We start from the raw sequence: 26,364 nt of genomic DNA, 5'->3' as shown, positions 1-26,364 counted from the left end.
TAGCGGCACTTTTATCCGTGTGCAAACGTACGGTGTGGTCGGCCAATTGCGGTACTCTATGCGTTCTACGGAGGAGGCCGCACATGCTGACGATGCAACGATGCAGAGGGATGAACTTGCGGTACGCTCCACCAAGACACGCGCGCCGAGCGCCATGGTAAAGCCCGCCACCAAATGGCTGCGCGGGCTATTGCGCGCCGGTAAGGCACAGCAGCGCACGGCAACCAAGCTGGCCAAGGTGCTGTTCGGGCCCGTGCCTGCCAAGCCCAGGGCCAAGCCCCGCAGCAAGCCTGTGGCCAAGACCAGGCCGACGCCGCGCGCCAGGCCCGCCAGCGACGCCGTGCCCTCGCTGGCGCCGTTTGCCACGCCCCTGTCGCCACCGCGCGTGCGCAAGCGAACGGCGCCCCCGCCGGGCAAGTGGCTGGCCGCCCACTACGCGCCGTTGGCGGAACTGGGGCAGTTGCCCGGACGGCGCCTGCCTTATTTTTTGTACCTGCCCGAAAAAGCGCCGAGCGCCGCCATGCGCAGCCGTGGCCGGCCGCTGCTGGTGATGCTGCACGGCTGCGAGCAGAGCGCCACGCAGTTTGCCGACGGCACGCGCATGAACCGCCTGGCCGAGCGCAAGGGCTATGCCGTGCTGTATCCGCAGCAATCGCTGCGCGCGCATGCGCGCCGCTGCTGGAAGTGGTACGACAAGCTGACGCAGGAGGGCGGCGGCGATGTGCGCCTGATCGTCGGCGCCATCGAGCAGGTGGCGGCCCGCTATGCGATCGACCGCGCGCGCATCTACATCTGTGGCATTTCCGCCGGCGCCGGCATGGCGCATATCGTGGCCCTGAATCACCCGCATCTGTTCGCCGCGCTGGGCCTGCATTCGGGTCCTGTGTTTGGCGCCGGCCATAACCTGATCGGCGCGCTGGGCGTGATGCAGCATGGCGCCAGTGCCCGCGCCGATGCGGCCATCGATGAAGTGCTGGCGCGCCAGCCCGCGTTCCCCCGCCTGCCCACCATCCTGCTGCAAGGGCTGTCCGACAAGGTGGTGCGTCCCATTAACCAGACGCAGCTGGTACGCCAGAGCGTGCGTGTGAACCGCATGCCCGCCGACACGCTGGTAACGGCGCAGCGCCTGCCCGGCGGCGCTGCGGGCGGGCGCAATCCGGCCCATGCCTATGCGCTGCACGACTATCAGGTGGGCAAGCAGGTGCTGCTGCGCGTGGCGCAGATCGAGCACCTTGAGCACGCGTGGAGCGGCGGCGACGCCAGCCTGCCGTTCAACGACAAGGCCAAGCCCGACGCCAGCAAGATGCTGCTCGATTTCTTCGCCGGCCACCGCCGCCGGTAAGCGGCTCGCCGCGCGCCCACTGGTACGCATCGTTTTTCCCTTCCCGGCATGCCCGCGCCAACGCGCCGGCATGCTGGCGCGCCCTTTTCAGGGCAGGCGCCATTCCCGCAATGCCATGGAATTATCGTAAGTGGTATTGCTGCGGTATTTAAAAATCACAAAAATCGGCGTTAAAAATACTAATTGGTATACAATTGGTATACGTTTTCAGTGTGAGATGTGTCCGCCGTCCCATGCCCCGACGGCTGGCATGCACTGACGGCAGCCACCCACGTTACGGAACGCGCCATGTCCATCAAGTCCAAGCAGTTGCTGTGGTTTTTTGCGTTTTTTCTCGTCTTCGAACTGAACATCTATCTGTCGAACGACATGATCATGCCGGCGATGCTGGGCATCGTCGACGAGTTCCAGGCGGAGAAAAAGTTTGTCCCCCTGTCCCTGAGCCTGTATTTGCTGGGCGGCAGTTCCCTGCAGATTTTCCTGGGGCCATTGGCCGACTGCATCGGCAAGCGCAAGCTGGTGTTGACCGGCAATGCCTTGTTCCTGCTGGCCACCTTGGCCGTGCCATTGACCGCCTCGATCGAGCAATTTCTCGCCGTGCGCTTCATCCAGGGCATGGGCTGCTGCTTCATCTTCGTCGGCTATGCCATGATCCATGAACTGTTCGACGACATGGCCGCCGTCAAGCTCAGCAGCATTCTGTCGAGCACCACCATCCTTGCGCCCCTGGCCGGTCCCATCCTCGGCAGCGCCATCATCAGCCGGCTGGACTGGCGCTATGTGTTTTTCCTCTCCGGCCTGCTGGCGCTGTTGTCCCTGCTGGGCCTGTTCAAGACCATGCCGCGCGCGGCGCCGACGGTCACGCGCCTGGACCTTGCCGCCATCGTGCGCAGCTATGCCGCCATTTTCAGCAACGGGCGCTTCATGTTCGGCATGTTCACGGCCGGCCTGGCCACCGTGCCCCTGACGGCCTGGATCGGCTTTTCGCCCATCTTCGTGCTGCAGGAAATGGGCGCGTCCTACGCCACCTATATCGCGCTGCAATGCGTGATTCTGTCGGGCTTTGTCCTCAGCAGCATCGCCATCCAGCGCCTGCGCCAGGATTTTCCGCTCGTCCATCTACTGCGCATGGGAGGGCTGATCGCGGCGGCCGGCATGCTGGGCGCCGGCGCGGGCCGCCATCACGTCGATGTGTTTGCGGCCTGCATGTTTGTCTATTCCATCGGCTTCGGCCTGTTCAACGGCGCCTTGATCCGCAGCGCGATCACGGCCAGCAAGGAGTCGATGACATTGACGACGGCCGCCATGAGCTTGCTGTACTGCATCTATCTGTCCGCCTGGCTGCAGCTGTACAACGTGCTGTGCCAGCGCTTCGGCTATGTGCTGGAAACGTATGCGCTGCTGAATATTCCCGTCATCGTGGTCATCGCCGCCTGCCTGCTGTTGTTTACGCGGGGCATGGCGGAGCGCCGGGAAAGCGAGGTGCGGCTGGCCCGGCACTGATGGCGCAGCGCATGTTCTCGACCTTGTTTTACCCCCTGCGACGTTTATTGACACTCTCCTGCGGAAAATGGTGCGCCCATGAAAATAGATGACCTGGCCTCAAAACACGATCAAGCAAAGATTTTCAACCTGGAATACGAGTTCCGCATCAACCGGCTGAAGCTCGATTACATCACTCTGGCCGATGTGCGGCCCCCTGGCATTGATCTGGAACAACTGGCCGCGGAACACCAGGCGGGGATCGCCGCCCTGCGCAGCTTCGTCGGTCTGAACTTTAACCATTTCAATGCGGCAAGCTGTTCCTCGCTCAGCTGCATCCCCACGCGCGCCCTCGGCGACGACGAGCGCTACCTGCACCGCATCTGGATGGGCGGGCCGCTGCCGGCCATCGCATTTGACGCGATCGGGCAGTGGGGCGCGGCGCTGGAAGAAGTACGGCACAACGGCGGCGCGCCGTATGTCTCCATCCTGTGGGTGTGGGATGCGCAGCAGCTGCGCAATGACGAACGCTTCAGCCCCACGGGCGGCGCCGGGCGTTACACGATAGGCCGCTACGCCATCGGCGGCACGACCCTGCACATCAACTCGCTGCGCGCGCTGGCGCTCGATTTCGCACCGGCCCGCTTCGACATCCTCGACACCCTGCATACGCAGCGCTACTTCGCCACCCTGTCCGATTATTTCCGCATCCTCATCATGTGCGAATACGGCGGCATGTACATGGACGTCGATACGATCCCGCACAATCCGGCGACGATTTTCCTGATGAAGCCGGAAGTGCCCGACTATTTCCAGCGCAAGAGTGATGACAGCGAAGAGCGCCGGCATGTCAGCTGGATGAATCTGTTTCTCGATGAAACGGGCATGCTGATCGCCAAGAAAAACGACGCCGCGTTGCGCGTGATCCAGCGTAATGTGAACCTCGCCTATGCGGGCATCGATGCGCAGATTCCCCGTTCCTGTCCGCAATTCGAGGCGCAGCTGTTCGGCCAGTTCTATGCCGAATGGAAGAAAAACCTGGGCGTGACCCTGCTCAGCCATGCCGAGTTCTACCAGCGCTATTGCGTGCTGTATGACGGCGTGCGCGAAGCGGTGGCGGGCGGCATCCGCGGCATGCGCTTGCTGGACGATATCATTACCGGCATGCACATCCCCTTGAGCGACGAAGAGCGGCGCGCGTATGCGCGCTGCGTGGCGCGGCTCGATGACATCGACTGGCAGCTCGACGATCCTTTGCGCCTGCCCGACATCGTCGACGTGTTCGACATCGAGGAAGTGCCGCGCATGGCGTATGCGGCCCAGCTGCGGGCGGACATCGATCATTTCCACTATTACTCGGTGCTCTCAAGCGATCCGCAGCTCGATCGCGTAAATGACGTCTTTTGCCGCTACCTGCTGGCCCACCGTTCGCAGCATATTGCCGCCGGCAATTTCTGGCGCCCCACCGTCGGTCGCCACGGCAGCCGCATGCCGGCCGTCAGCGATGCCGCCCCGCCCGGTGACGAGGCGCAGGCGGGCTTGCTGTCGCATGCGCCGCTCAAGCTGGTGGCAGGTGAATTGCTGGGCGACGAGACGAAGAACCGCATGGCCAAACTGCTGTTTGCCACCAGTTATCTGGAATACTGCTCTTTTGGAAATAAACTCAATCTGCAGTTCGTCGAATTGCAGCGGCGGCAAAACATCGATCCGTATCTGGCGCACATCCACGGCCTGCATGACGAGGACGAGCGCTTCATCGGCTTTTTCACGGCCGCGACGATGGACGAGTTCCAGGCCTGCGGCGCCGTGTCATATTACCGCGATGACATGAAGGCGCTCGACGATGCGTATGACGCCTTCGTGCTCGCGCATGCGCGCGCCGACGACTGTTTCGTCAGCAGCCTGGCCATCGACGAGAAATACCGGGGCCAGGGCCTGTTCCGGCAAATGTTCCATGAAATCCGCGACCTGGCCAGCCGCAAGGGCTGCGCGCGCATCACCCTGACGGTGTGGGAAAAGAGCGAAGCGCTGCAAGTGTATCTGCACAAGGGTTTTCGCAGCGTGGGCACGTTCGACTATGCCTACAGCCTGTTCTATGACCGGCTGCATTTCCTCGTGTATGAGGGAAACTGAGGGGAAACTGAGGGAGAGCAGGGGCGGCCGGCAGCCGCCCCGCGAGGGTGCTTACAAGGCCAGGAAGGCCAGGCCCGCCACGGCCGTCGGCAGCAGGGCGCCCGCCAGCAGGCCGACGGCGCCGATCGATTCATCCTTGAAGCCGCGGCGCAGCAGGGCCACGCCGGCCGGGTTCGGCGCATTGGCGATGACGGTCAGGCCGCCGCCGGCCACGGCGCCCGCCATCAGCATGTATTTCGCTTCGTCCGTCATGCCGACGATCAGTGAACCGAGGTAGGTGAGGGCCGCATTGTCCGTGATCGCCGTCAAGCCCAGGGCGCCGAAGAACAGGGCCAGCGGCTTCAGACTCGAGACGATCGGTTGCAGCCACCATTGCTGCATGCCGCCCAGTACCACCAGGCCGCCGAGGAAGAAGCCGACCAATAAGCCTTCCTTCAGGATCAGCGGGCTTTGATAGCGTTCATACGCCTGCACGAAGCCGAGGAAGAACAGGAACAGGCCGATGAACAGCACGGGATGATGCGCCAGGGTGACGACGCCGGCCAGCACGATCATGTGCACGAGGCTGACGGCCAGCGGCACTTTCGGCGCTTCGACTTCACCGGCTTTCGGCTTGATGTCGGAGGTGTTGCTATGCAGGTATTTGCGCAGCAAAATGCTTACGCCCGTGGCATTGACCAGCACGGCGATGGCGGCTTTCCAGCCGAAATGGGTGGCCATGAAGGCGCTGTCCCAGTTCCACGTGGTGGCCACCATCAGCACGGGTGGTGCCGCATACGAGGTCAGGGTACCGCCGATGGAAACGTTGACGAACAGCACGCCCAAGGCGCCGTATTTCAGCCATTCAGGAATGCCCGGACGGAAGATTTGCGGCGCCAGCATCAGCGCGGCCAGGGTCATGGCGGCCGGTTCCGTGATCAGCGAGCCCGTCAGGGGCACGAGCGCCAGGCCCAGCCAGACGAGGGCCAGTTCCGTGCGCAGCGGCATCACGCGCGCCACGCCTTTCAACAGGCGCTGCACGGCGTCGAGCACGGGGCGCGAGGCGGCCACGACCATGACGACAAAGACGAACAGCGGTTCCGTGTAATGGCGCGACTCGGCATACTCGATGGCCGCATCGCTGCCCGAGACAAAGGCCATGATGATGATCAGGATGAAGGCCCAGAAGCCGAACACGACTTCCACTTCGCCCAGCAGATGCAGCAAGCCCGCATGGCGGGGGTGGCGCCGCGATAATGTTTCAAACGATTTGGCGGCGAAGGTGTGGATGAGCGCAAGGCCGAAGACGATGGCGCTGATGATTTGGATGGTGGTCAAATGCGTTTCCTTATGGACGGAGGAAGCCGCCCGGTGCATTGCCGAGCGGTAAGGAGAGTGCTTATGGTACAGCAATCGATGCCAGAAACGGGGTTTTTCGGACATGGCGTAGCGGCCCCGGGCGCGCTATCTGGCAGATAAGCCTTGCCAAAAGCAGGGCTGGATAGTACTGTATATGCATACAGTATTCATCTTGATATTCAATTATGCAACATTCCGAATTGATGGCGTCGCCGGAAGCCCTGCATCCGTCTTTATGGCGCGCATCGCAGCTGGGCCAGGGTGCCGCGCGCTGCCTGGATACGGGCTTTGCCGCCCTGTCGGCGCAGCTGCCCGGCGGCGGCTGGCCCAGCGGCAGCCTCATCGATCTGCTGGTGCAGCAGCCGGGCAGCGGCGAATTGCGGCTGCTGGCGCCCGCGCTGGCGCAGCTGCCGGGCTTGCCCATCGTGCTGCTGCAGCCGCCCCATCCGCCGCAGGCGCTGGCCCTGGCCGCGCAGGGGCTGGCGCCGTCGCAGCTGCTGTGGCTCAAAAGCGCCGGCAGCAAGGATGCCCTGTGGGCGGCCGAGAACATCTTGCGCAGCGGCACGTGCGGCGCCCTGCTGTTCTGGCAATCGCACGTGCGCGCCGACAGCCTGCGCCGGCTGCACCTGGCGGCGCAGTCGGGCAACACCCTGTTCTGCATGCTGCGCCCCCTGCACGGCGCGCAGGATGCGTCGCCCGCGCCGCTGCGCCTGTCCGTGCGCCCGGCCGCCGGCGGCATCGAGATCGGCTTCATCAAGCGCCGGGGACCGCAGCGCGACGCGCCGTTGTTCCTGCCCCTGCAACCTCCTTCTTTACTGCTGCGCCATGCGACTCTGGATCGGCCTGTGCCTGCCCCGGCTCCCGCTCGAAGTATTTTGCCCGCGCTGGTCGGCTGACCACCTCGGCGTGGTGCTGGAGCAGGAGCAAGTGATGGCCCTGTCGCCGCTGGCCTTGGCGGCCGGCATCCGGCCCGGCATGCGCCGGGCGGGCGCGCTGATGCTGGCACCGCAGGCGCGTTTGCACGAGCGCTCGCCCGAGCTGGAAGCGCACGCCCTGCAGGCGGTGGCGCTGGCGCTGCTGCAATATTCGCCGCTGGTGGCGCAGGGCGAGGAAGCGACCCTGCTCGTCGACGCGGGCGCCAGCCTGCGCCTGTTCGGCGGCGTGCGCGCCCTGTGCCGGCACATCGCGGCCAGCTTGCGCGCGCTCGGTTACACGGCCCAGCTGTCGTGCGCCCCCACGGCACGCGGTGCCTGGCTGCTGGCGCGCGCCGGTACGCGCCGGGGCCGGACCTTGAGCATGGCCAGCCTGGTGCGCCGCCTCGATGACCTGCCGTGCGCCTTGCTGCCGCCCGCGCGCCCCTGGCTCGACTGGTTCGAGGGCATCGGCTGCCGCACCCTGGGGCAGCTGCGCCACTTGCCCCGGCCCGGCTTGCAGCGCCGTTGCGGCGGGGCCTTGCTGGACATGCTCGACGACGCGCATGGCCACAGCACGGAACTGTTCGTCTGGCTCGAAGCGCCGCCCACGTTCCGCGCCAGCCTGGAACTGTTCGACCGCGTGGAGCACGCCGACGCGCTGCTGTTCGGCGCGCGCCGACTGCTGCAGCAAATGACGGGCTGGCTGTGCGCGCGGCAATTTGCCGTCGAGCGCATACAGCTGCTGCTGGCGCACGAGCGGGGCAGGGTGGCGCGCCCGCCCACCGTCATCGATCTGGCGCTGGGCGAAGCCGTCTGGCGCGACGAGCACTTGGTGCGTTTGCTCAAGGAACGCCTGGCGCAGCTGGCGCTGGAGGCGCCGGTGATCGGCCTGAGCCTGGAAGCGCTGCAGGTGCAAGCGATGGCGCCGCCCAGCGAGGGCCTGTTCCCCGAGCCGGGCGGCACGCCGCAGGAGCGTCAGCGCCTGCTGGAATTGCTGGTGGCGCGCCTGGGCACAGACAATGTCTTGCAGGCCGCACCGCGCGCCGATTACCGCCCCGAGGCGGCCAACCAGTGGCTGCCGCTGCCGGCCAGGGGCAGTGGCAAGAACGCGCCACCCGACTTGCCGCCCGGCTTGTCCGGCATGCCCCGTCCCGGCTGGCTGCTGGCCCAGCCCATCGCCCTGTTAATGCGCGAGCACCGGCCCTTCTATGGCTCGCCCTTGAAAATGGTATCCGTGGCCGAACGCATCGAAGCGGGCTGGTGGGGCCAGTCGCAGGCGCGCGATTATTTCATTGCGGAAGGCCTCGACCACGCCCATTACTGGGTCTATCGCGAACGCATCGCCGGCAGCGGCGAAGACGCCGCGCCGCGCTGGTTTTTGCATGGTTTGTTTGGCTGAAAGGGCTGTCCTGCTGAAACGGCCATGCTTGGCTATACTTGCTTTCTTGCGTCGCGTCTTTAATTGAAATGAAGGATATCCATGACACCGCTTTCCGACTTTCCCATCACCCAAAAATGGCCTGCCCGGCACCCCGAGCGCCTGCAGCTGTACTCGCTGCCCACGCCGAACGGCATCAAGGTGTCGATCCTGCTGGAAGAGCTGGGCCTGGCGTATGAGCCGCACCTGGTCAGCTTCGAGCAAAACGACCAGCTGTCGCCCGCCTTCCTGTCCCTCAATCCCAATAACAAGATTCCCGCCATCCTCGACCCGAACGGTCCCGACGGCAAGCCGCTGGCCCTGTTCGAGTCGGGCGCCATCCTGCTGTACCTGGCCGAAAAGACGGGCAAGTTCCTGCCGCAGGACGCGGGCCTGCGCTACGAAACCATCCAATGGCTGATGTTCCAGATGGGCGGTATCGGCCCCATGTTCGGCCAGGTGGGCTTCTTCCACAAATTCGCCGGCAAGGAATACGAAGACAAGCGTCCGCTCGAACGCTACCTGGGCGAAGCGAAGCGTTTGCTGGGCGTGCTCGAGCAGCGCCTGCAGGGCCGCGACTGGATCATGGGCAGTCAGTACACGATTGCCGACATTGCCATCTTCCCGTGGGTGCGCTGCCTGGTGGGTTTCTATGGCGCCGGCGACCTGGTCGGTTTTGATAATTTCCCGAACGTGCAGCGCGCGCTGGACGCGTTCCTGGCCAGGCCAGCCGTTGCCAGGGGCGTGGATATTCCCAAGCGTGGTTAAAACAGGCGGCGGCCGGCCGGCGCTACAATGCGCCATCGGTCGCCCTGCGCGGCAGCTTTGATCTGAGACAATGAAATCCACCCGGCAAGATTTTCCCGGCGCCCACGGCCATGTGCTGGCGGCGCGCCTCGACGCGCCCGACGGCGCCATCCGCGCGTACGCGCTGTTCGCCCACTGTTTTACCTGCGGCAAGGATGTGCTGGCCGCGCGGCGCATCGCGCAAGGCTTGACGGAACACGGCATCGCCGTGCTGCGCTTCGACTTCACGGGACTGGGCGCCAGCGAGGGCGAGTTTGCCGCCACGAATTTCTCGTCGAATGTGGACGATTTGATCGCCGCCGCCGATTTCCTGCGGGCAAAACATGCTGCGCCGCAATTGCTGATCGGCCACAGCCTGGGCGGCGCCGCCGTGCTGGCCGCTGCCGCGCACGTGCCGGAAGCGACGGCCATTGCCACCCTGGCCGCGCCGAGCACGCCCGCCTACGTGACGCGCATGTTCAGCGAGCATCTGGAGCGAATCGCCGCCGAAGGCGAAGCGCTGGTGCAGCTTGAAGGGCGGCCTTTCCGCATCCGCCAGCAATTCGTCGACGACGCTGGCAGCCACAGTTTAAAGGAGCACATCGCCGGCCTGCGCCGCGCCCTGCTGGTGATGCACGCGCCGAACGACACGACGGTAAGCCTGTCGAACGCGATGGATATCTTTACGGCAGCCAAGCACCCGAAAAGCTTCGTCTCGCTCGACGATGCCGACCACTTATTGACGGGGCGCGATGATGCGGCCTATGTCGCCAATGTCATCGCCGCGTGGAGCGCGCGTTATATCAACTAAGCTGAACTAAGCGGTCGCCCATGAAAAACGCCGCGTCAGCAGAAGCTGGCGCGGCGCAGATACTATTGGTACTTTACAACACCTGACAAAATCGTAGCGAGCGGCAGTGATTTGTGGCCGAGAAGCGCAGCCGTGCTAAAGCACGGTGAGCATCGCCGGCCGCAAAGCGCGACGCGCAGTAGATTTGGTCAGGTGTTCTCAGTCTTCGTCAAATTCGGCCGAAAGATCCTTCCAGCCCTTGCTGACGGCAAAGGCGGAAAATTCCTCGGGCGCTTCCAGGACGATCAGTTTCTTGTCTTGCAAGCCCAGGTCGCCATGGCCGAAGTCGGGGCCCACGTAGCCGAGGCTGCGCAAGCGGGCCAGGATGTGGCCGACCAGGGTCTTGTCCTTGTAGGCGCCCGTTTCGAGCGGGGCGGCGAAGTCGACGTAGACGTCGATGATGCCGTAGCCTTCGTCGAAGATGCGGATGGCCTTGATGTCATGGGCACGGCCGGAGCCGTCGGTGGCCTTGAAGGGGCCGCTGAGCTGGATGTCGGTGTCATTGTTCATGCCGCCAGCATACACCAAAAGCCGGCCCCGCATAGGGGGCGCGGTGCAAAATCGCCGGGCAATCTCCGCCTCAGCGCGCCTGCAGGATGGCCGACAGGCGGTCGCGCGTGCCGTCGATGCGTTCCAGTTGCGGGTAGCGCAAGCCGCCGTGGTAGTCGAGCGCTACCGTCTCGAATTGCTTGCCCTTTTTGACCAGCAAGTTGATCGGTTGCGGGCTCGTCCTGGCCGCCTGGATGGCCGCTTTCAGCAGCTTGGGCGTGTAAGCTGTGCCATTCACGGCGAGCAAGGTCGTATTGCCGGACAAACCTGCCTGGAAGGCGGGGCCGTCCCACAGCAGCTTGCCCAGCTTGCCATCCTTGTCGATCGTCAAACCCAGCGAATAGCTCAGGTCCGTGCTCTCGCTGCGCTCTTCATTCGCTTTCAGGAACGGCGTCGGCGTGTCGCGGTAGACGAGTTTCCAGCCGGCGCGGGCCAGGCCATCGAGCGGTGCGCCGGGGCCGTGGCTCTCCAGGCGCGTGCGAAAAAAGGCGGCCCAGTCGTGCGGCTGCACGGCGTTCAGGGCCGCCACCACATCCTCGAAGGTGTAGGGCAGGGGCGTGGTGCTGCCATCCTGCATGCCAAAGAAACTGCGGGCGAAGTCGTCCAGCGAGCGGCGCTCGTGGGACAGTGCGCGGATGGTGGTGTCGACGTCGAGCCAGATCAGCGCGCCTTCCATATAGTAATCCTCGTCGCGCTGCCAGCTGCTCCAGGCTATGGGGCGCCGGCCATTGATGATGGGATCGTTCGTCGTATCCTGCATGGTGCGCCAGCTGCGCCCGGGCATCACGTCGTAATGGGCTGCCGTGGCGGCGAACAGGTCGCGCATGTTGGCTGGCGCCACCAGGCCGGAACGGGCCGCCAGCACATTGCCCCAATATTGCGTCTGGCCTTCGTAGACCCACAGCAGGCTGTTTTGCAGCGGCGTGTTGAAATCCGGCGTGTCCTGACCGGCGGGACGGCGGAACTTGCCGTTCCACGAGTGCACCAGCTCGTGCGGCAGCAGCACGCGGCCCGCCTCGTTCTTGTCCCACTCGCTGAAATAGCCGGGCTTGACGCCGTTTTCGCTCGACTGCAGGTGTTCGCGGCCGATGCCGCCGAACTCGTCGCTCAAGGCCAGCAGGAAATCATAGTGGCGGTAGTGGCGCGCGCCGAACAATTTGTAGGCTTGCTGCAGCATGGCCCGGTGTTGCTCGACTTGCTGCGGCGACGCTTCCAGGCTGTCGGCGCTGTCGGCCATCACGTTCAGCAGCACGGGCACCTTGGCGCCAGGGTCGAGGTCGATGCGCTCGACATGGCGGCCGGCAAAGACGGGCGAGTCGACCAGGGTGTCAAGGTCCAGCGGCTCGAAATCGACTTGCTGGCTGGCCGGCGTGGCCGCCCGCGCGCGCACTTCCAGGGCGCTGGCAAATTCCCAGCCGGCCGGCAGGGTCAGGCTCGGTTGCACGAGAATGTCGCGCGCGGCGCGCCCGGCCGGATACAGGGTCATCGCATGCCATTGCACGCCCAGCATGGCGCTTGTCATGGTGATGCGGCCCTGGCTCGTGTCGACGGGCGAGAGTAGCTGGTATTGCGCTTCCACGGCCGTGGCGCCGGCCGGCACGTCGAGGTGAAAAGCGAACATATTGACGGGGTCGCGCCGCCACTCCAGGGGCGCGCCGTTGGCGGACAGGCGCAGGCCGGCCAGCTGGTTCAGCGGGCCGCTGGGGCCGTGGTTGCCCGGTACCCATTGCGGATACAGCAAGGTCAGCTTGCCGGGCGCGGCGGGAATGCTTGCGCGGATGCTGAACAGTTGCTGCGCCACATTGCTGGCGTCCACCTGCAGCACGATGGGGGGAGCAGTGGGCGAGGCGGCCTGGGCCGCAGTGGAAACGAGAAGCGAGAAGGACAGGGACAGGACGGCACGGGAATAGGGCATGGAGCGGGGCATGGGACGGGGCGGCGGGGAGGACAAAGGGCGAGTCTAGCATTCTGTAAAAATTTCTTACAAATTTGAGGGCGTCTGGGGCGTTTTACGCCAATTTCAAGGCCTTGAAAGGGACTGGAGAGGCCGTATATCGGTAACAGGCGGATGCTCATGGTGAGGTCCGCCCCTCTTATCGCTTCATTTGAAAAGGATATTTATCATGCGTACTTTTGACCTTGCTCCCCTGTACCGTTCCGCCATCGGCTTTGACCGCCTGGCACAGCTGCTCAACGAACAACGCGCCGATGCGCAACCGAGCTATCCGCCTTACAACATCGAACTGGTGTCGGAAGATAAATACCGTATCGTGATGGCATTGGCCGGCTTCTCGCGCGAAGAAATCGACATCATCACCGAACGCGACTCGCTGCACGTCACGGGCCGCAAGCAGAAAGATGGCGTCGAGCGCACGTTCTTGCACCGCGGCATCGCTGCCCGCGACTTCGAACAGCGTTTCCAGCTGGCCAACCACGTGAAGGTCACGGGCGCCACGTTTGAAAACGGCATGCTGACCATCGACCTGGTGCGCGAAGTGCCGGAAGCGCTGAAACCGCGCAAGATCGAGATCGGCAGCGGCACCGGCAGCGATACCGTCAGTGTGCTGGAACAGCGCCAGGCAGCCTGATCTGATCGCGGCGCCCCTAGGGCGCCCGGGCTAGCTTCTCCCATGCAGTAAAATACTGGCCGGTTGATCCGGCCAGTGTCACGTCCGGAGCCCATTCGGGCTTCCATTGATTGTCACGCGGCACGCAAGATTAAACCCTGCTTAAAGGCGCAAATGCCTGTTTCCAAATAGAAAAATGTTAAGCACCGCCTAAGACTCGTGGCCCACTATTGCATACATCAAAATCTCATTGAATGAGGAGCAATTCATGGAACAGCAAACGAATACCGCATCCCTGAAAATCAAACGCACCGTAGCCGCGCTGGCCGCGATCGGTGTGCTGGGCGCCGGCGGCGCCATGGTGGTGCATCAGAACAATGCCGGCGCGAATGCCGCCGCCGCTGGCGCCCCCGCCGCCCCCGTGGCTGCGGCCGTGGCGCCCGCCGCCAGCGCGCCGCTGGTGGCCTTGCCCGACTTTAGCCAGATCGCCGCGCGCAACAGCCCGGCCGTCGTCAATATCAGCGTCACGGGCAGCACCAAGGTGGCCTACGACCCATCGGCCCAGGCCGGCAACGACGATTTCGGCAACGACCCCTTCTTTGAATTTTTCCGCCGCTTCCAGGGGCCGCAAGGCGGGCAGCGGGGCGGCCGCGACGTGCCCACGCACGGCCTCGGTTCCGGCTTCATCGTCAGCCCCGACGGCGTCATCATGACGAATGCCCACGTGGTGCGCGATGCGCGCGAAGTGACCGTCAAGCTCAACGACCGCCGCGAATTCCGCGCCAAGGTGCTCGGCACGGATCCGAAGACCGATATCGCCGTGCTGAAAATCGACGCGAATAACCTGCCCGTCGTGCCGCTCGGCCATTCGAGCGACCTGAAAGTGGGCGAGTGGGTGCTGGCCATCGGTTCGCCATACGGTTTCGACAGCACGGTGACGGCCGGCGTGGTCAGCGCCAAGGGCCGCTCGCTGCCCGACGACAGCAATGTACCGTTCATCCAGACGGACGTGGCGGTGAACCCGGGCAACTCGGGCGGCCCCCTGTTCAACACGCGCGGCGAAGTGGTCGGCATCAATTCGCAGATCTACAGCCAGACGGGCGGCTTCCAGGGCTTGTCGTTCGCCATCCCGATCGACCTGGCCGGCCGCATCAAGGACCAGATCGTCGCCACGGGCAAGGCCAGCCATGCCAAGCTGGGCGTGACGGTGCAGGAAGTCAACCAGGGCTTTGCCGATTCGTTCAAGCTGGCCACGCCGGAAGGCGCGCTGGTGGCCAACGTCGAGCGGGGCAGCCCGGCCGACAAGGCGGGACTGAAATCGGGCGACGTGGTGCGTAAGGTGAATGGCCAGCGCATCATCGGCTCGGCCGACTTGCCGGCGCTGGTGGGCACGTCCTTGCCAGGCGACAAGATCAGCATGGATGTCTGGCGTGACGGCAAGATCGTCAGCCTGACGGCAACCCTGGGCAATGCGGCCGACAAGGTGGCCGAAGTGGCGAAGAGCGACAGCGCCGCCGGCAAGGTAAAGCTGGGCCTGGCCCTGCGTCCGTTACAATCGGATGAAAAACGCGAGGCGGGCATCAGCGCCGGCCTGCTGGTGGAAGACGCGGGCGGTGCCGCCGCGAATGCCGGAGTGCAGCCGGGCGACGTGCTATTGTCGGTCAATGGCCGTCCCGTCAACACGGTCGAGCAGGTGCGCGACGTGGTGGAAAAATCCGCCAAGTCGGTGGCCTTGCTGATACAGCGCGGCCCGGACAAGATATTCATTCCCGTGCGGCTGGGGTAAATACCGGGGTCAGACCCGCCGGGTCTGACCCCAGCCTTCCGCTATGGGGCAAATAAATAAAAAAGGAGCGGCCATGCGGCTATTGCTGGTAGAAGACGACACGATGATCGGCGAGGTGGTGCTCGACTTGCTGCGCGCCGAGCATTACGCGGTGGACTGGGTCAAGGATGGCGACATGGCTGATACGGCCCTGCAGACGCAGACCTATGACCTGGTGCTGCTGGACCTGGGCTTGCCCCGCAAGGACGGTCTCGACGTGCTGCGCTCGATGCGCTTGCGCAAGCTCGACACGCCGGTGCTGGTCGCCACGGCGCGCGACGCCATCGAGCAGCGCATCGCCGGCCTCGACGCGGGCGCCGACGATTACGTCTTGAAACCGTATGACCTCGACGAATTGCTGGCGCGCATCCGCGCCTTGCTGCGGCGCGCCTCGGGACGGCCGGAACCGGTCTTCGAGCACCAGGGCGTCTCCATCAATCCGCTGACGCGCGAAGTGATCGCCGAAGGCCATCCCGTCAACCTGTCGGCGCGCGAATGGGCCGTGCTGGAAGCGTTGATCGCGCGCCCCGGCATCGTGCTGTCGCGCGCGCAGCTGGAAGAAAAGCTGTACAGCTGGAAAGATGAAGTCAACAGCAATGCCGTGGAAGTGTATATCCATGGCTTGCGCAAGAAGCTGGGCAGCGACTTGATCCAGAACGTGCGCGGCCTCGGCTACATGGTGCCCAAGGCATGAGGATGAAGGTTACGGTGACGCACTCGCTGCGCGGCCGCCTGCTGTGGTTTTTGCTGGCGGCCATCATCATGGCGGCCCTGGCGCAGGCCTCGATCGCCTACCGCAGCGCCCTGTACGACGCCGACCAGATTTTTGATTACCACATGCAGCAGATGGCCCTGTCGCTGCGCTCCGGCGCGCCGCTGGCCAACCACGCGCAAGCCTTGCCGGCCGACCCTGTCAACAACGACATGGTGGTGCAGGTGTGGACGCCGGACGGCGTGCAGGTGTTCCGCTCGATCACGCGCGCGGAATTGCCGCAGCGCGCCGTGCTGGGCTTTTCGAACGTGAAAGCCAACGGCACGACTTACCGCATCTTTTCCGTGCAAACCAGTTCCCAGACCGTGCAGATCGCCCAGGACATGGCCGTGCGCAAGCGCATGGCCGGCAGCCTTGCGCTGCGCACGGTGGGGCCGATTGCCCTGATGGCGCCTATCCTGATGCTCGTCGTGTGGTGGGTCGTCAGCGGTTCGCTGGCGCCCGTCTCGCGCGTGCGCAAGCAGGTGGCGGCGCGCCAGGCGGACGATTTATCTCCCGTATCGGAAGCGGGCTTGCCCGACGAAGTGCGGCCCCTGGTGCATGAACTCAATTTGCTGTTCGGCCGTGTCAAGACGGCGTTCGACGCACAGCAGCATTTCGTCGCCGATGCCGCGCATGAATTGCGCACGCCGCTGGCGGCATTGAAACTGCAGGTATTGAGCCTGGAACGGGCCGAATCGGAAGAAAAGCGCAGCCTGGCGATCAGCCGCGTGAGCGCCGGCATCGAGCGGGCCACGCGCCTGGTCGAGCAGCTGCTGGTGCTGGCGCGCCAGGAAGCGAGCGCCGCCAGCGGCGACCAGCTGCAGGCGGTGGACTTGAACGACGTCGTCAAGCGCGCGCTGGGCGACATGGCCGGCATCGCGCAGGCGCGCAAGATCGACCTGGGCCTGCACCACATGGACCCGGCCAAGGTGGCCGGCCAGGCCGATGCGCTCAACATCATGCTGCGCAACCTGGTCGACAACGCCATCAAGTACACGCCGCAGGGCGGCACCGTCGACATCGACCTGCGCGCCAGCCCCGTCGGCGTGACGTTATCGGTGGAAGACAGCGGCCCCGGCATCCCGCCCGAAGAGCGCGAGCGCGTCTTCAGCCGCTTCTACCGCGTGCCCGGCACGGACGCCAACGGCAGCGGCCTGGGGCTGGCCATCATCAAGGCCATCGCCGAGCGCCATGGCGCGCGTCTGGTGCTCGACAAATCCGAGCGCCTGGGCGGCCTGTCCGTGCGCGTGGAATTCCCGCAAGCCGTGAAATGAGCGTTTTGATCATGATCTTTAGCATGTTGCATTGACGCGCGCGCCGTGGCCCTATATTGTCTGCGAAACAAGCAGAACCAGACCACGGAGCGCAGCATGCAGAGAATCGGATTTTCAGGAACCCTCGACCCCATCACCAACGGCCACATGTGGGTGATCGGCGAAGCGCGTTCGCTCGCCGACGAGGTGATCGTGTTCCTGTCGCAAAACCCCGCCAAGCGTCCCCAATTTCCCGCCGAAGACCGCAAGCGCATCATCGAGCAGAGCGCGCGCGAGTGCGGCTGGGACAATGTACAGGTGGTCATCGTCAAGGGCGACTACACGGCGCGCGCGGCGAAAAAGCACGGCTGCGACTACCTGATCCGCGGCATCCGCACGACGGCTGATTTCGACTATGAAAACCTGATCCAGCAAACCAATGTGGACGTGTTGCAGGGCGCCAAGACGATCTTCGTCATGCCGCCGCGCGACCTCGGCTCCGTCAGTTCCAGCTTCGTCAAGGCGCTGGAAGGGCCTGTCGGCTGGAACTGGACCATGAAGAAATTCGTTCCCGGTCCGGCCTACCAGGCATGGATACTCGACTGCCTGCGCAAGGAGTGGGAAGCGTTGTGGCACTACGCGACAGCCTCGCAGGCCGACATCGCGCTGGCGGATCACTGGTTCGCGCACTTGACCGGGCCGCAGGCGTACGGCGGCGGGGACCGCCATTATCACAACCTCGACCATCTGGTGCACGGCCTGTCCGAGATCCGCGTGTGGGCCGATAACACCTTTGCGCCCAAGCGCGACAGCGCGCTGGTCAAGAAGGCGTTCTGGTTCCACGACGCCGTCTACAACCACGACGACGATGCCCTGTATTCGAGCGAAGAGGCGAGTGCCCAGCTGTGGCTGGCCAGCGGCCTCGATGCGGGCGATAATCAGGATGTGGCGCAATTGATACGCGCCACCGACCATTTCCAGGGTCCCGGCATCAGCCACGCGCTGAAAGACGCCATGCTCAGCGCCGACCTGGCCATCCTCGGCCAGGATGAAGAGGTGTATCACGCCTACACGCAAGCTATCGGAAGAGAATACGCGCACGTGGACCCCGTGCGCTTCAACGAACAGCGGGGACTGGCCCTGCAGCATCTGTGCGCCAAGGCACAGGCGGGCCAGCTGTTTGGCGATGCGTATTTCGCCGACCAGTACAACGAGCGGGCGATTGACAACATGCAGAAAGAGATCGCAGCGCTGGCGGGCGGCTGAGTTTAACGGCGGCTGGCTGCCGCATGCGCCAGCGCATCGTCGAGCCGGTCGTTGCCCCAGAAGAGTTCGCCGCCGCTGAGGAAACTGGGGGCACCGAACAGCTTCAGCGCTTGTGCCTGCTCAGTCTGGCGGCGCAGCCGTAGCTTGTTGTCCTGTGTCAAAGCCAGCGCCAGGATGGCGCGTGCATCGAGCCCCAGTTCCTGCAAAGCCTCGCTGACGGCCTCGGTGTTGTCGATATCGCGGTCCGCGGCAAAATTCATCGTCATCATGCTGCGCGCAAAGGGCGCAATCCACCCCTGGTCCGCGCCGATCAGCGCCACGCGCATGGGCAGCAGGGCCGTGCGGGGGAAGACGCCCGGCTGCTGCCATGGCAAGCCGTACTTTTCGCACTGGCGCGCCATGTCGCGCCACGTGTAGTCGCCCTTAATTTTTTGCAGGACGAAGGGCGACGTCTCCCAGCCCAGCGCCTTGAAGACGACGCCCAGCAGGAAGGGTTTCCAGATCACATGGACCTGCTTTTCGCGCGCCAGCGCTTCGATGCGCATGGCGCTCAGGTAGCTGTAGTTGCTGCCGAAATCGAACCAGAATTCCAGTGCGGCCATGGTATCGCTCCTGGGTCAGGCGGCAGCCGCCTTGGCGCGCGCCGCGTGCAGTTTCTTGAAGCTGTCGATCAGGCGCTGGTGCCTGTCGAGGCCTTCCAGCTGCATGCTGGTCGGGGTCAGGCCGAAGAAGCGCACGCTGCCGTCCACCGAGCCCAGCACCGCGTCCATGCGGGCGTTGCCAAACATGCGGCGGAAATTGACCACGTAATCGTCCAGTTCCAGCTCGTCATCGAGTTCCACCTCCAGCACCACGTTCAAGGCTTGATAGAACAGTTTGCGTTCGAGCGTGTTGTCGTTGTACTGCAGGAAGGTTTCCACTAGTTCTTTCGCTTCCTCGAATTGCTGCAAGGCGAGATGAATCAGCAGCTTCAATTCCAGGGTCGTCAGCTGGCCCCACACCGTGTTTTCGTCAAACTCGATGCCGATCAGGGTGGCGATGTCGCCGTACTCGTCGAGCTCGCTGTTTTCCAGCCGGTCGAGCAAGTCTTCCAGGCTGGCATCGTCCAGCTTATGCAGGTTCAGGATGTCGGCGCGGAACAGTAGCGCCTTGTTGGTGTTGTCCCAGATCAAATCTTCGACCGGATACACCTCGGAATAACCGGGCACGAGGATGCGGCAGGCGGTGGCGCCCAGCTGGTCATACACGGCCGTGTACACTTCCTTGCCCATGTCGGCGAGGATGGCGAACAGGGTCGCCGCTTCCTCGGCATTCGAGTTTTCGCCGTGGCCGGAAAAATCCCATTCGACAAAATCGTAATCGGCCTTGGCGCTGAAAAAGCGCCACGAGACGATGCCGCTCGAATCGATGAAGTGTTCGACGAAGTTGTTCGGCTCGGTGACGGCTTCGCTGGCAAACGTCGGCTGCGGCAAGTCGTTCAAGCCTTCGAAACTGCGGCCCTGCAGCAATTCCGTCAGGCTGCGCTCGAGCGCCACTTCCAGGCTAGGGTGCGCGCCGAACGAGGCAAACACGCCGCCCGTGCGCGGGTTCATCAGGGTGACGCACATCACCGGGTACACGCCGCCCAGCGACGCATCTTTCACCAGCACGGGGAAACCCTGTTCTTCCAGCCCCTGTATGCCCGCCAGGATGCCCGGGTATTTCGCCAGCACTTCCTGCGGCACGTCGGGCAGGGCGATCTCACCTTCGATGATTTCGCGCTTGACGGCCCGTTCGAAAATTTCCGACAGACATTGCACCTGGGCTTCGACCAAAGTATTGCCGGCGCTCATGCCATTGCTGACATATAGATTTTCGATCAGGTTCGACGGGAAATACACGACCTCGCCGTCGGAATGGCGCACGTATGGCAGCGAGCAGATGCCGCGCTCGGCATTGCCGGAATTGGTGTCGATCAGGTGCGAGCCGCGCAGTTCGCCATCGGGGTCGTAGATGCCCAGGGTGTACGCATCGAGGATTTCCTTCGGCAGCGCATCCTTGCGGCCCGGCTTGAACCAGCGCTCGTTCGGGTAATGGACAAAATCCGCGTTGGCGATGTCCTCGCCCCAGAACGACCCCGCGTAGAAATGGTTGTTGCTGAGGCGCTCGATATACTCGCCCAGGGCCGACGCCAGCGCGCTTTCCTTGGTTGCGCCCTTGCCGTTGGTAAAGCACATGGGCGAATGCGCATCGCGGATATGCAGCGACCAGACATTCGGAATGATGTTGCGCCACGAGGCGATTTCAATCTTGATGCCCAGGCCCGCCAGCAGGCCCGACATATTGGCGATGGTCTGTTCCAGCGGCAAATCCTTGCCGACGATATAGGTACTCGCGCCCGGGGCCGGATTCAGGGCCAGCAAGGCCTGGGCATCGGCATCCAGGTTCTCGACTTCTTCAATGACGAACTCGGGACCCGTCTGCACCACTTTTTTCACCGTGCAACGGTCGATCGAGCGCAGGATGCCCTGGCGGTCCTTGGCCGAGATATCGGCCGGCAGCTCGACCTGGATCTTGAAAATCTGCTGGTAGCGGTTTTCCGGATCGACGATATTGTTTTGCGACAGACGGATATTTTCCGTGGAAATATTGCGCGTATCGCAATACAACTTCACGAAGTACGCGGCGCACAGTGCCGACGATGCCAAAAAGTAATCGAACGGGCCAGGCGCCGAGCCATCGCCCTTGTAGCGGATGGGCTGGTCGGCGATGACCGTAAAATCGTCGAACTTGGCTTCGAGACGCAGCTTGTCGAGAAAGTTGACTTTAATTTCCATGAGGTAATCCAATACTGTGCTTATGAGTTAGGCGCTATTATCCTTGCTTTCCGCCGCAGGGCAAAGATTGTTCACCGCGGCCGTGCTGGCCGGGAGCCGCTGGGGTGGGCCAAGGGGGCACGTTCCGCTATGAAGCAAGCGGATAGTCCATGGCTTTTCACCTATCGCACTGAAGGTTGTTTCTCTATTATGATTATTCTTGCTGATATACAAAAATCGCAAACTGTGATGGACGAGCTCGCATCGTATTGCGATTTTGACCTTGGCCGCGCCGCTCGGGACAGCTCCTGGATCACGCTGCAGCCAGAACATCCTTTCATGGTACTGGCCGGTGAAAGCAGTGGTGGCGTTTTTCTGGCGTACGGCGATGGCGAGGTCGACCGACGCCCTGTCCTGTATGTTACATCCGAGGGGCAGGCGGGCTGTATCGCCGCCAATCTCACGGAGCTGATTGCCATGATGCTGGCGCTGCCTTACTGGCGCGACCTGCTCAAGTTTTCAGATCGTGGCAACTTGCAAGAGATGCGCCGGACCGCTCGGTTCAGCGAACAGGACTTTGCAGAGGAATACGCCGAGTTTCCTGCTGCCAGGAAACGGATATTGGATACATTACCTGTTCCTGTTATTGCTGATCCAGTCAAATTGCTGCATGACTGCGTACGCGCCACCGATTGCAGTGTCGTGGCCGAGGATGGCTGGCGTTACGATTCGCTGTTTCATCATTTCAAGTCAAGCGACAATCCGGATTGGACGTGAAGACGTGGATGTCGGCATAAAAAACAGCGGCTGCCCATGCTGGCGCAGCCGCTGTTTTCCGCTGTTTTCTTATGCGCACAGGATGATCAGAACTTCACCCACAGCCGTCCGAAATACGAGGCGCCGTTCAGGCCGAACTGCACGCTGTCGTATTTGAAGCCGTTATCCGTTTCGTCCGCGTTTTGCGTGGTGGGCTTGACGTTGAAGATGTTGTTGCCGCCGAAGGTCAGCTTGGTATTTTTATTGATGCTGTAGGTGAAGCTCAGGTCGGCCGAGGTCTTGGCCGCGTAGCGGGCGTTCGGTACGCCCTCGGCCGTGCCGCTGAAGGTGCCCAGGGTTTGCGGGCCAAAATAAATGATGCGCAAGTCCGACTCCAGCTTGCCCGTGATGTAATCGAAGCCCAGCGTGGCTTTCGAACGTGGGCCGCCCTGTTCGATGAACAGGCGTTCGCGTTCGGACAGCAGCACGTCTTCAAAGCCCGTCAGCGAGGCGGGCGTCTTGACTTTCGTCACTTCCGTTTTGCTCAAATTCAAGGCCAGGAAGGTGTTCAGGCGGTTGCCGGCGAATTCTCCCTTGTGCGAGGCCGTCAGGTCCAGGCCACGCGTGCGCGTGTCGACGGAATTGACGAAAAATTGCGCTTCCGTCACGCCCAGCAGGGCCAGGCGCGCGGCCAGGTCAGGATAGTTACCGGCATTGAAGCGGCCCGACAGCACGATGCGGTCCTTGATCTTGATATTGTACAAGTCGGCCGTCACGGAAATGGCCTGCGTCGGCGTCCAGGTAGCGCCAAACGTAAAGCTGGTGGATTTTTCCTCTTTCAGCTTGGGAATGCCGGCCGCGTTGGCGACGGCGCCGCCATTGGGCGCCAGCACCACGTCGGTGGCGACGCCGCTGACGAAGTCGGTAAAGGTGGACGAGAAATACACTTGCTGCAGCGACGGTGCGCGGAAGCCCGTGCTGGCCGAGCCGCGCAGCAGCACGTTGGGCGCCACTTTGTAGCTGGCGGCCAGCTTGCCCGTCACGGTGGAACCGAAATCGCTGAATTTTTCGTAGCGCAGGGCGGCCTGGGTTTTCAGACGTTCCGTCCAGTCCAGTTCTACGTCGCCATACGCGGCGATGCTGTGGCGCTTGGCCTTGGTGGCGTCGCTGGGCTGGAAGCCGGGAAAGCCCTGGCTGCGGCCGTTGCCGCCCACGCCCACGCCGTCGGCGTCGATGTAGGAGCCCGGTTCGCCGGCCATGATCTTGTATTCCTCGCTGCGGTACTCGGCGCCGAAGGCCACGTTCATGCCGCTCATCACCGTATCGTAGTAGCGGCTGAAATCGGCGTTGCTGGTCAGCTGCTGGAACGAGAAGCCGCCCGCGTCAAAGCTGCTGGCGCTGACGCCCTTGCCGCCGTTCATCAGGTCGAGGTTGGCGATCGAGGCGTTCAGGGTATGGCTGATGTCGTAGCGCATCTTGTTGTAGCCATAGGTTTGCGAAAAGTCCGCATGCCATTCGCCGATCTGGCTGCGGTGGCCGATGGTGGCGTACTGGTCGTCGATCTTGCCGTTAATGAACGGTACGAAACCGTCCGGGTACATGGCGGCCGAATTGCGCGCAGGGATGTCGTCGCTGCCGATGCCGCCCCGGCCGAACGCGGCGCTGGACGCGTCGCGCGTCTGCGCGCCGGCCGTGAAGTACAGCTTGCCCGTGCCGCTGGTGGCGTAGTCGCCATTGACGTACAGGGTCTTGTTCTTGGACTTGGTGTCGCCGATGATGCGCATGCTGTCCGCGTCGGCCCGGTTCGAGCGGCCCCGGTCCAGGTATTCGCCCGTGATGGCAAGCGTGCCCTTGTCGCCCAGCGCGATGCCGCAGTAGGCGGACGTCATGTAATTCTTGCCGTCGCCTTCCGAGTACTGGCTGTAGCCGGCCACCGCTTCGCAGCCCAGGCTTTTCTTCAGTTCGATGTCGATCACGCCGGCAATGGCGTCCGAGCCGTACTGGGCGGCCGCGCCGTCGCGCAGCACTTGCACGTTCTTGATCGCCAGCAAAGGAATCGCATTCATGTCCGTGCCCGTGTTGCCGCGGTTGCGCGCACCGAACAGGTTGACCAGGGCCGTCGTGTGGCGCCGCTTGCCATTCACCAGCACCAGGGTCTGGTCGGAGCCGAGGCCGCGCAGGGCGGCCGAATCGATCAGGTCGGCCCCGTCGGCGCCCGTCTGGCGCGTGGAGTTGAACGAGGGCGAAATGTATTGCAGCGATTGCGCCAGATCAAACTGGCCGCCTTGCTCGGCCACCTTGGAAATCGGAATGATATCGACGGGCACCATGGTATCGGTGGCGGAGCTGGCGACCCGGCGCGAGCCGACCACGCTGACCGTTTGCACGGGACCGTCCGTGGCGGCCGCTTCCGTGCTCTGGGCCATGGCGGCGGGACTGACGGCGGCCAGGGCGGCGCTGCCGTACAGGCTGATGAGGATGGCTTTACGCAAGGTGGTGAGGGTCGGCACGCAGTATCTCCAATTGGCTGATGAGCAAGATTCGTGACTTGATTCTAGTGCCATCATTTCAGCATTCACCAGCGATACTTTGTTTTGTTATTACAAATTTGCTGTAACTGTTGTTTCCTGGTTGATTCTCTTTTGGGCGCTGCTGGGCTTGCCTTGTACTGGTGCGCGATGCCCCGTTCAGGTGCTGCGTTGCACCATGCCGCCCACCCAGATTGCCTGCGTGCTGTATTGCACCTCGATCAGACACGGCTTCTGCGTCACGTGGCCCTGATGCAGACGCAGCGACTGTTGCAAATGTGCCGATAGCGCGCCTGCCGCCACGCCCGTGGCGCTGTCTTCCAGCGCCGGGTCGCGGTGGTTGAAGTTGCGTCCTTCATATTCGCTCTCGCCCGTGCGGCAATACGCATAGCAGCCGCTGACCTGATGCAAGGCGCTCCAGTCGGCGATCAGTTCCAGGTTAGGCCGCAGCGCGCGCAGGGTGGTGCGGTCGGCCACTTCCAGCAGCAGCTTCGGGCTGCCGACGGACGCGATCACGGGCGGCGACAGCAAGTGCATGTGCTGGCCCATCAGTTCCGACGGCACATATTTTTCCAGCATGACGACCGGTGCCGGCTGCGATGTCAAGCCGATGAATATCCCTTCCGCGCGGCGCACCAGCTGCAAGGCTTGCCCGCGCATGGCCGTGCTCACCGTCAGCGCCGCCGGCGCGCCGGGCGCCGTCAGCAGCACGTGCGCGGCCGCCAGGGTGGCGTGCAGGCACAAGGGACTGCGCGTGTGCGGATAAAAATAGTCGAGCACGATGGCACCGTCCGCCTGCCGGTCGAGGAAGACGCAGGCGCTGACCTGGCGTTCGCGCGCGAAGGTCTGGCGCGCCGTTTCGCCGCTGCCGTCGTTTTCCACGACCAGTGCCGCATTGCCGCCGCCGGGTACGGTGCCGAAACATTTTAATAAGTGGACGATCATGGCGCTCGATGGGCAAGATAAAACACCAGCATAAACGAAAATAAGTGCAAAGCTTCGCGATGTCTTGGCTGGATGGAGTCAAAGGCTGCGCCTATTGACGCTTTCGTGGAAGTGACATATCAGCAGATGATATACTTCCCGCATGAGGACCGATCCTGCCATTGATACATTGCTGGACCTGGATGGCTCCATCCTCGACCAGGATGGCGGTTATTGGATCAAGATAGAAGCCAGGCGGACGGAGGTGTCGGATGAGATTCCTCACGGCATACGCTACTCGCTGACGCTGCACGAACCGTATGGCAAACGCATCCTCGGTTACGACAATGCGCACATGGTAAAGCCGCCAAAGAAATTCAAATATGCGGGACGTATCGTGGCATTCGACCATAAACACCGGCATCCGTCAGATCAGGGAGTGCCATACGAATTCAAGGATGCACAGCATCTCATCAATGATTTCTTTGCTGACGTGGATCGCATTTTGCTGGAGGTAAAAAAGCAATGAAACCGATTTTTATTGGCATCATGCCGCAAGAGAAAATCCGCGAACGCGTGCTCGCCATCGCTCGCGGCATATATAAACCGAAGGCGGATGAGCCCAAGGTCTGGTTCACTTCGATCAAATCGCTGGCGGAAGTCCTGAGCGACGAAAACCGGGCGTTATTGCACGTGATTCTGGAAACGCAACCGGAATCCATCTCTGCATTGGCTGAGATAACGGGCCGTAAACCGAGCAACCTGTCACGCACATTGAAAACAATGTCCAATTACGGCATCGTGGAATTGAAACGGGAGCGAAATCAAGTTCGCCCCGTAGCCACAGCGACGGAGTTTCGCATAGTTGCTAACTGATTTGCCGGA

The 26,364-nt window shown here is 63.1% G+C and carries 22 protein-coding genes; 15 read left to right on the top strand and 7 right to left on the bottom strand.

What is annotated here, in order from left to right; genetic code table 11:
- Positions 1-154 precede the first annotated feature (154 nt).
- The 3 genes from AC3RCG_RS22165 (at position 155) to AC3RCG_RS22155 (ending at position 4,957) form a co-directional block, all read left to right on the top strand.
- Positions 155-1,342, top strand: a complete 1,188-nt coding sequence (locus AC3RCG_RS22165) for an extracellular catalytic domain type 1 short-chain-length polyhydroxyalkanoate depolymerase (RefSeq protein ID WP_121670232.1) — start codon at positions 155-157, stop codon at positions 1,340-1,342.
- A gap of 288 nt (positions 1,343-1,630) precedes the next feature.
- Positions 1,631-2,845, top strand: coding sequence for an MFS transporter (locus AC3RCG_RS22160; protein ID WP_492401978.1), 1,215 nt, complete (start codon positions 1,631-1,633; stop codon positions 2,843-2,845).
- Positions 2,846-2,923: 78 nt separating this feature from the next.
- A complete protein-coding gene (locus AC3RCG_RS22155) occupies positions 2,924-4,957 on the top strand; it encodes a GNAT family N-acetyltransferase (RefSeq protein ID WP_409028052.1) in 2,034 nt (677 codons plus the stop codon).
- Positions 4,958-5,008: 51 nt separating this feature from the next.
- On the opposite strand, the gene AC3RCG_RS22150 is transcribed toward AC3RCG_RS22155, so the two are convergent.
- On the bottom strand, positions 5,009-6,274 hold the full coding sequence (locus AC3RCG_RS22150) for a putative Na+/H+ antiporter (protein ID WP_070310952.1): 1,266 nt from the start codon (positions 6,272-6,274) through the stop codon (positions 5,009-5,011).
- Positions 6,275-6,480: 206 nt separating this feature from the next.
- On the opposite strand from AC3RCG_RS22150, the gene imuA reads away from it, so the two are divergent.
- The 4 genes from imuA to AC3RCG_RS22130 all read left to right on the top strand — a co-directional run bounded on the left by imuA (position 6,481) and on the right by AC3RCG_RS22130 (position 10,223).
- Complete coding sequence (imuA, locus tag AC3RCG_RS22145) at positions 6,481-7,191, top strand: translesion DNA synthesis-associated protein ImuA (RefSeq protein WP_070310954.1); 711 nt, start codon at positions 6,481-6,483, stop codon at positions 7,189-7,191.
- A complete protein-coding gene (locus AC3RCG_RS22140) occupies positions 7,121-8,608 on the top strand; it encodes a Y-family DNA polymerase (protein ID WP_492401979.1) in 1,488 nt (495 codons plus the stop codon). The genes imuA and AC3RCG_RS22140 overlap by 71 nt, the downstream gene beginning before the upstream one ends.
- Positions 8,609-8,689: 81 nt before the next feature.
- A complete protein-coding gene (locus AC3RCG_RS22135) occupies positions 8,690-9,394 on the top strand; it encodes a glutathione S-transferase N-terminal domain-containing protein (protein ID WP_492401980.1) in 705 nt (234 codons plus the stop codon).
- 70 nt (positions 9,395-9,464) lie between these two features.
- Complete coding sequence (locus AC3RCG_RS22130; protein WP_492401981.1) at positions 9,465-10,223, top strand: alpha/beta hydrolase family protein; 759 nt, start codon at positions 9,465-9,467, stop codon at positions 10,221-10,223.
- A 198-nt stretch (positions 10,224-10,421) separates the two neighbouring features.
- Here AC3RCG_RS22130 and AC3RCG_RS22125 read toward each other — a convergent pair whose 3' ends face one another.
- Together AC3RCG_RS22125 and AC3RCG_RS22120 are read right to left on the bottom strand one after the other, a co-directional pair.
- Positions 10,422-10,772: a hypothetical protein gene (locus AC3RCG_RS22125; RefSeq protein WP_230505688.1), complete on the bottom strand. Its 351-nt coding sequence runs from the start codon at positions 10,770-10,772 to the stop codon at positions 10,422-10,424.
- Positions 10,773-10,842: 70 nt separating this feature from the next.
- Positions 10,843-12,726 (bottom strand): M61 family metallopeptidase, encoded by a 1,884-nt coding sequence (locus AC3RCG_RS22120; RefSeq protein ID WP_492401982.1) that lies wholly within the window; start codon positions 12,724-12,726, stop codon positions 10,843-10,845.
- Positions 12,727-12,934: 208 nt separating this feature from the next.
- Here AC3RCG_RS22120 and AC3RCG_RS22115 point away from each other — a divergent pair, with 208 nt between their 5' ends.
- From AC3RCG_RS22115 to coaD, 5 genes are all read left to right on the top strand, one after another.
- Positions 12,935-13,399: an Hsp20 family protein gene (locus tag AC3RCG_RS22115; protein WP_121670224.1), complete on the top strand. Its 465-nt coding sequence runs from the start codon at positions 12,935-12,937 to the stop codon at positions 13,397-13,399.
- Positions 13,400-13,646: 247 nt separating this feature from the next.
- Positions 13,647-15,164 carry a Do family serine endopeptidase gene (locus AC3RCG_RS22110; RefSeq protein WP_436540849.1) on the top strand — a complete coding sequence of 506 codons (1,518 nt, stop codon included), beginning with the start codon at positions 13,647-13,649 and terminating at the stop codon, positions 15,162-15,164.
- Positions 15,165-15,237: 73 nt separating this feature from the next.
- Complete coding sequence (locus AC3RCG_RS22105) at positions 15,238-15,897, top strand: response regulator (protein ID WP_034750756.1); 660 nt, start codon at positions 15,238-15,240, stop codon at positions 15,895-15,897.
- Between the two features lie 2 nt (positions 15,898-15,899).
- Positions 15,900-17,231, top strand: a complete 1,332-nt coding sequence (locus AC3RCG_RS22100) for an ATP-binding protein (protein WP_492402067.1) — start codon at positions 15,900-15,902, stop codon at positions 17,229-17,231.
- 96 nt (positions 17,232-17,327) lie between these two features.
- Positions 17,328-18,476 carry a pantetheine-phosphate adenylyltransferase gene (coaD, locus tag AC3RCG_RS22095; protein ID WP_492401984.1) on the top strand — a complete coding sequence of 383 codons (1,149 nt, stop codon included), beginning with the start codon at positions 17,328-17,330 and terminating at the stop codon, positions 18,474-18,476.
- A gap of 2 nt (positions 18,477-18,478) precedes the next feature.
- On the opposite strand, the gene AC3RCG_RS22090 is transcribed toward coaD, so the two are convergent.
- A complete protein-coding gene (locus tag AC3RCG_RS22090) occupies positions 18,479-19,078 on the bottom strand; it encodes a 2-hydroxychromene-2-carboxylate isomerase (RefSeq protein ID WP_492401985.1) in 600 nt (199 codons plus the stop codon).
- 15 nt (positions 19,079-19,093) lie between these two features.
- Entirely contained in the window at positions 19,094-21,292 is a 2,199-nt protein-coding gene (locus AC3RCG_RS22085) for an OsmC domain/YcaO domain-containing protein (protein ID WP_492401986.1), read from the bottom strand.
- 129 nt (positions 21,293-21,421) lie between these two features.
- Between AC3RCG_RS22085 and AC3RCG_RS22080 the strand changes: the two genes are divergently transcribed.
- Entirely contained in the window at positions 21,422-22,048 is a 627-nt protein-coding gene (locus AC3RCG_RS22080) for a hypothetical protein (RefSeq protein WP_492401987.1), read from the top strand.
- 86 nt (positions 22,049-22,134) lie between these two features.
- Here the strand turns inward: AC3RCG_RS22080 and AC3RCG_RS22075 are convergent, their stop codons facing one another.
- Positions 22,135-24,537, bottom strand: a complete 2,403-nt coding sequence (locus tag AC3RCG_RS22075; protein ID WP_492401988.1) for a TonB-dependent receptor plug domain-containing protein — start codon at positions 24,535-24,537, stop codon at positions 22,135-22,137.
- 177 nt (positions 24,538-24,714) lie between these two features.
- Positions 24,715-25,500, bottom strand: a complete 786-nt coding sequence (locus AC3RCG_RS22070; RefSeq protein WP_492401989.1) for a PhzF family phenazine biosynthesis protein — start codon at positions 25,498-25,500, stop codon at positions 24,715-24,717.
- 142 nt (positions 25,501-25,642) lie between these two features.
- On the opposite strand from AC3RCG_RS22070, the gene AC3RCG_RS22065 reads away from it, so the two are divergent.
- Both AC3RCG_RS22065 and AC3RCG_RS22060 read left to right on the top strand, forming a co-directional pair.
- Positions 25,643-26,008, top strand: a complete 366-nt coding sequence (locus tag AC3RCG_RS22065; RefSeq protein WP_409028062.1) for a toxin-antitoxin system TumE family protein — start codon at positions 25,643-25,645, stop codon at positions 26,006-26,008.
- Complete coding sequence (locus AC3RCG_RS22060) at positions 26,005-26,355, top strand: HVO_A0114 family putative DNA-binding protein (RefSeq protein ID WP_219136869.1); 351 nt, start codon at positions 26,005-26,007, stop codon at positions 26,353-26,355. The genes AC3RCG_RS22065 and AC3RCG_RS22060 overlap by 4 nt, the downstream gene beginning before the upstream one ends.
- The last annotated feature ends 9 nt before the right edge of the window (positions 26,356-26,364 follow it).

The sequence above is a fragment of the Janthinobacterium sp. GW823-FHT01H08 genome, assembly GCF_058797855.1.
The sequence above is the reverse complement of the archived record's forward strand: the minus strand, read 5'-3'. Positions and strand labels throughout refer to the sequence as shown.

What these genes read in the sequence shown, in the direction of transcription:
- AC3RCG_RS22090 (WP_492401985.1), bottom strand. Translation starts at nt 19,078, where the DNA reads ATGGCCGCACTGGAATTCTGGTTCGATTTCGGCAGCAACTACAGCTAC.
- coaD (WP_492401984.1), top strand. Translation starts at nt 17,328, where the DNA reads ATGCAGAGAATCGGATTTTCAGGAACCCTCGACCCCATCACCAACGGC.
- AC3RCG_RS22125 (WP_230505688.1), bottom strand. Translation starts at nt 10,772, where the DNA reads ATGAACAATGACACCGACATCCAGCTCAGCGGCCCCTTCAAGGCCACC.
- AC3RCG_RS22085 (WP_492401986.1), bottom strand. Translation starts at nt 21,292, where the DNA reads ATGGAAATTAAAGTCAACTTTCTCGACAAGCTGCGTCTCGAAGCCAAG.
- AC3RCG_RS22160 (WP_492401978.1), top strand. Translation starts at nt 1,631, where the DNA reads ATGTCCATCAAGTCCAAGCAGTTGCTGTGGTTTTTTGCGTTTTTTCTC.
- AC3RCG_RS22155 (WP_409028052.1), top strand. Translation starts at nt 2,924, where the DNA reads ATGAAAATAGATGACCTGGCCTCAAAACACGATCAAGCAAAGATTTTC.
- imuA (WP_070310954.1), top strand. Translation starts at nt 6,481, where the DNA reads ATGCAACATTCCGAATTGATGGCGTCGCCGGAAGCCCTGCATCCGTCT.
- AC3RCG_RS22105 (WP_034750756.1), top strand. Translation starts at nt 15,238, where the DNA reads ATGCGGCTATTGCTGGTAGAAGACGACACGATGATCGGCGAGGTGGTG.
- AC3RCG_RS22130 (WP_492401981.1), top strand. Translation starts at nt 9,465, where the DNA reads ATGAAATCCACCCGGCAAGATTTTCCCGGCGCCCACGGCCATGTGCTG.
- AC3RCG_RS22120 (WP_492401982.1), bottom strand. Translation starts at nt 12,726, where the DNA reads ATGCCCTATTCCCGTGCCGTCCTGTCCCTGTCCTTCTCGCTTCTCGTT.
- AC3RCG_RS22135 (WP_492401980.1), top strand. Translation starts at nt 8,690, where the DNA reads ATGACACCGCTTTCCGACTTTCCCATCACCCAAAAATGGCCTGCCCGG.
- AC3RCG_RS22110 (WP_436540849.1), top strand. Translation starts at nt 13,647, where the DNA reads ATGGAACAGCAAACGAATACCGCATCCCTGAAAATCAAACGCACCGTA.
- AC3RCG_RS22070 (WP_492401989.1), bottom strand. Translation starts at nt 25,500, where the DNA reads ATGATCGTCCACTTATTAAAATGTTTCGGCACCGTACCCGGCGGCGGC.
- AC3RCG_RS22065 (WP_409028062.1), top strand. Translation starts at nt 25,643, where the DNA reads ATGAGGACCGATCCTGCCATTGATACATTGCTGGACCTGGATGGCTCC.
- AC3RCG_RS22060 (WP_219136869.1), top strand. Translation starts at nt 26,005, where the DNA reads ATGAAACCGATTTTTATTGGCATCATGCCGCAAGAGAAAATCCGCGAA.
- AC3RCG_RS22080 (WP_492401987.1), top strand. Translation starts at nt 21,422, where the DNA reads ATGAAGCAAGCGGATAGTCCATGGCTTTTCACCTATCGCACTGAAGGT.
- AC3RCG_RS22100 (WP_492402067.1), top strand. Translation starts at nt 15,900, where the DNA reads ATGAAGGTTACGGTGACGCACTCGCTGCGCGGCCGCCTGCTGTGGTTT.
- AC3RCG_RS22115 (WP_121670224.1), top strand. Translation starts at nt 12,935, where the DNA reads ATGCGTACTTTTGACCTTGCTCCCCTGTACCGTTCCGCCATCGGCTTT.
- AC3RCG_RS22140 (WP_492401979.1), top strand. Translation starts at nt 7,121, where the DNA reads ATGCGACTCTGGATCGGCCTGTGCCTGCCCCGGCTCCCGCTCGAAGTA.
- AC3RCG_RS22165 (WP_121670232.1), top strand. Translation starts at nt 155, where the DNA reads ATGGTAAAGCCCGCCACCAAATGGCTGCGCGGGCTATTGCGCGCCGGT.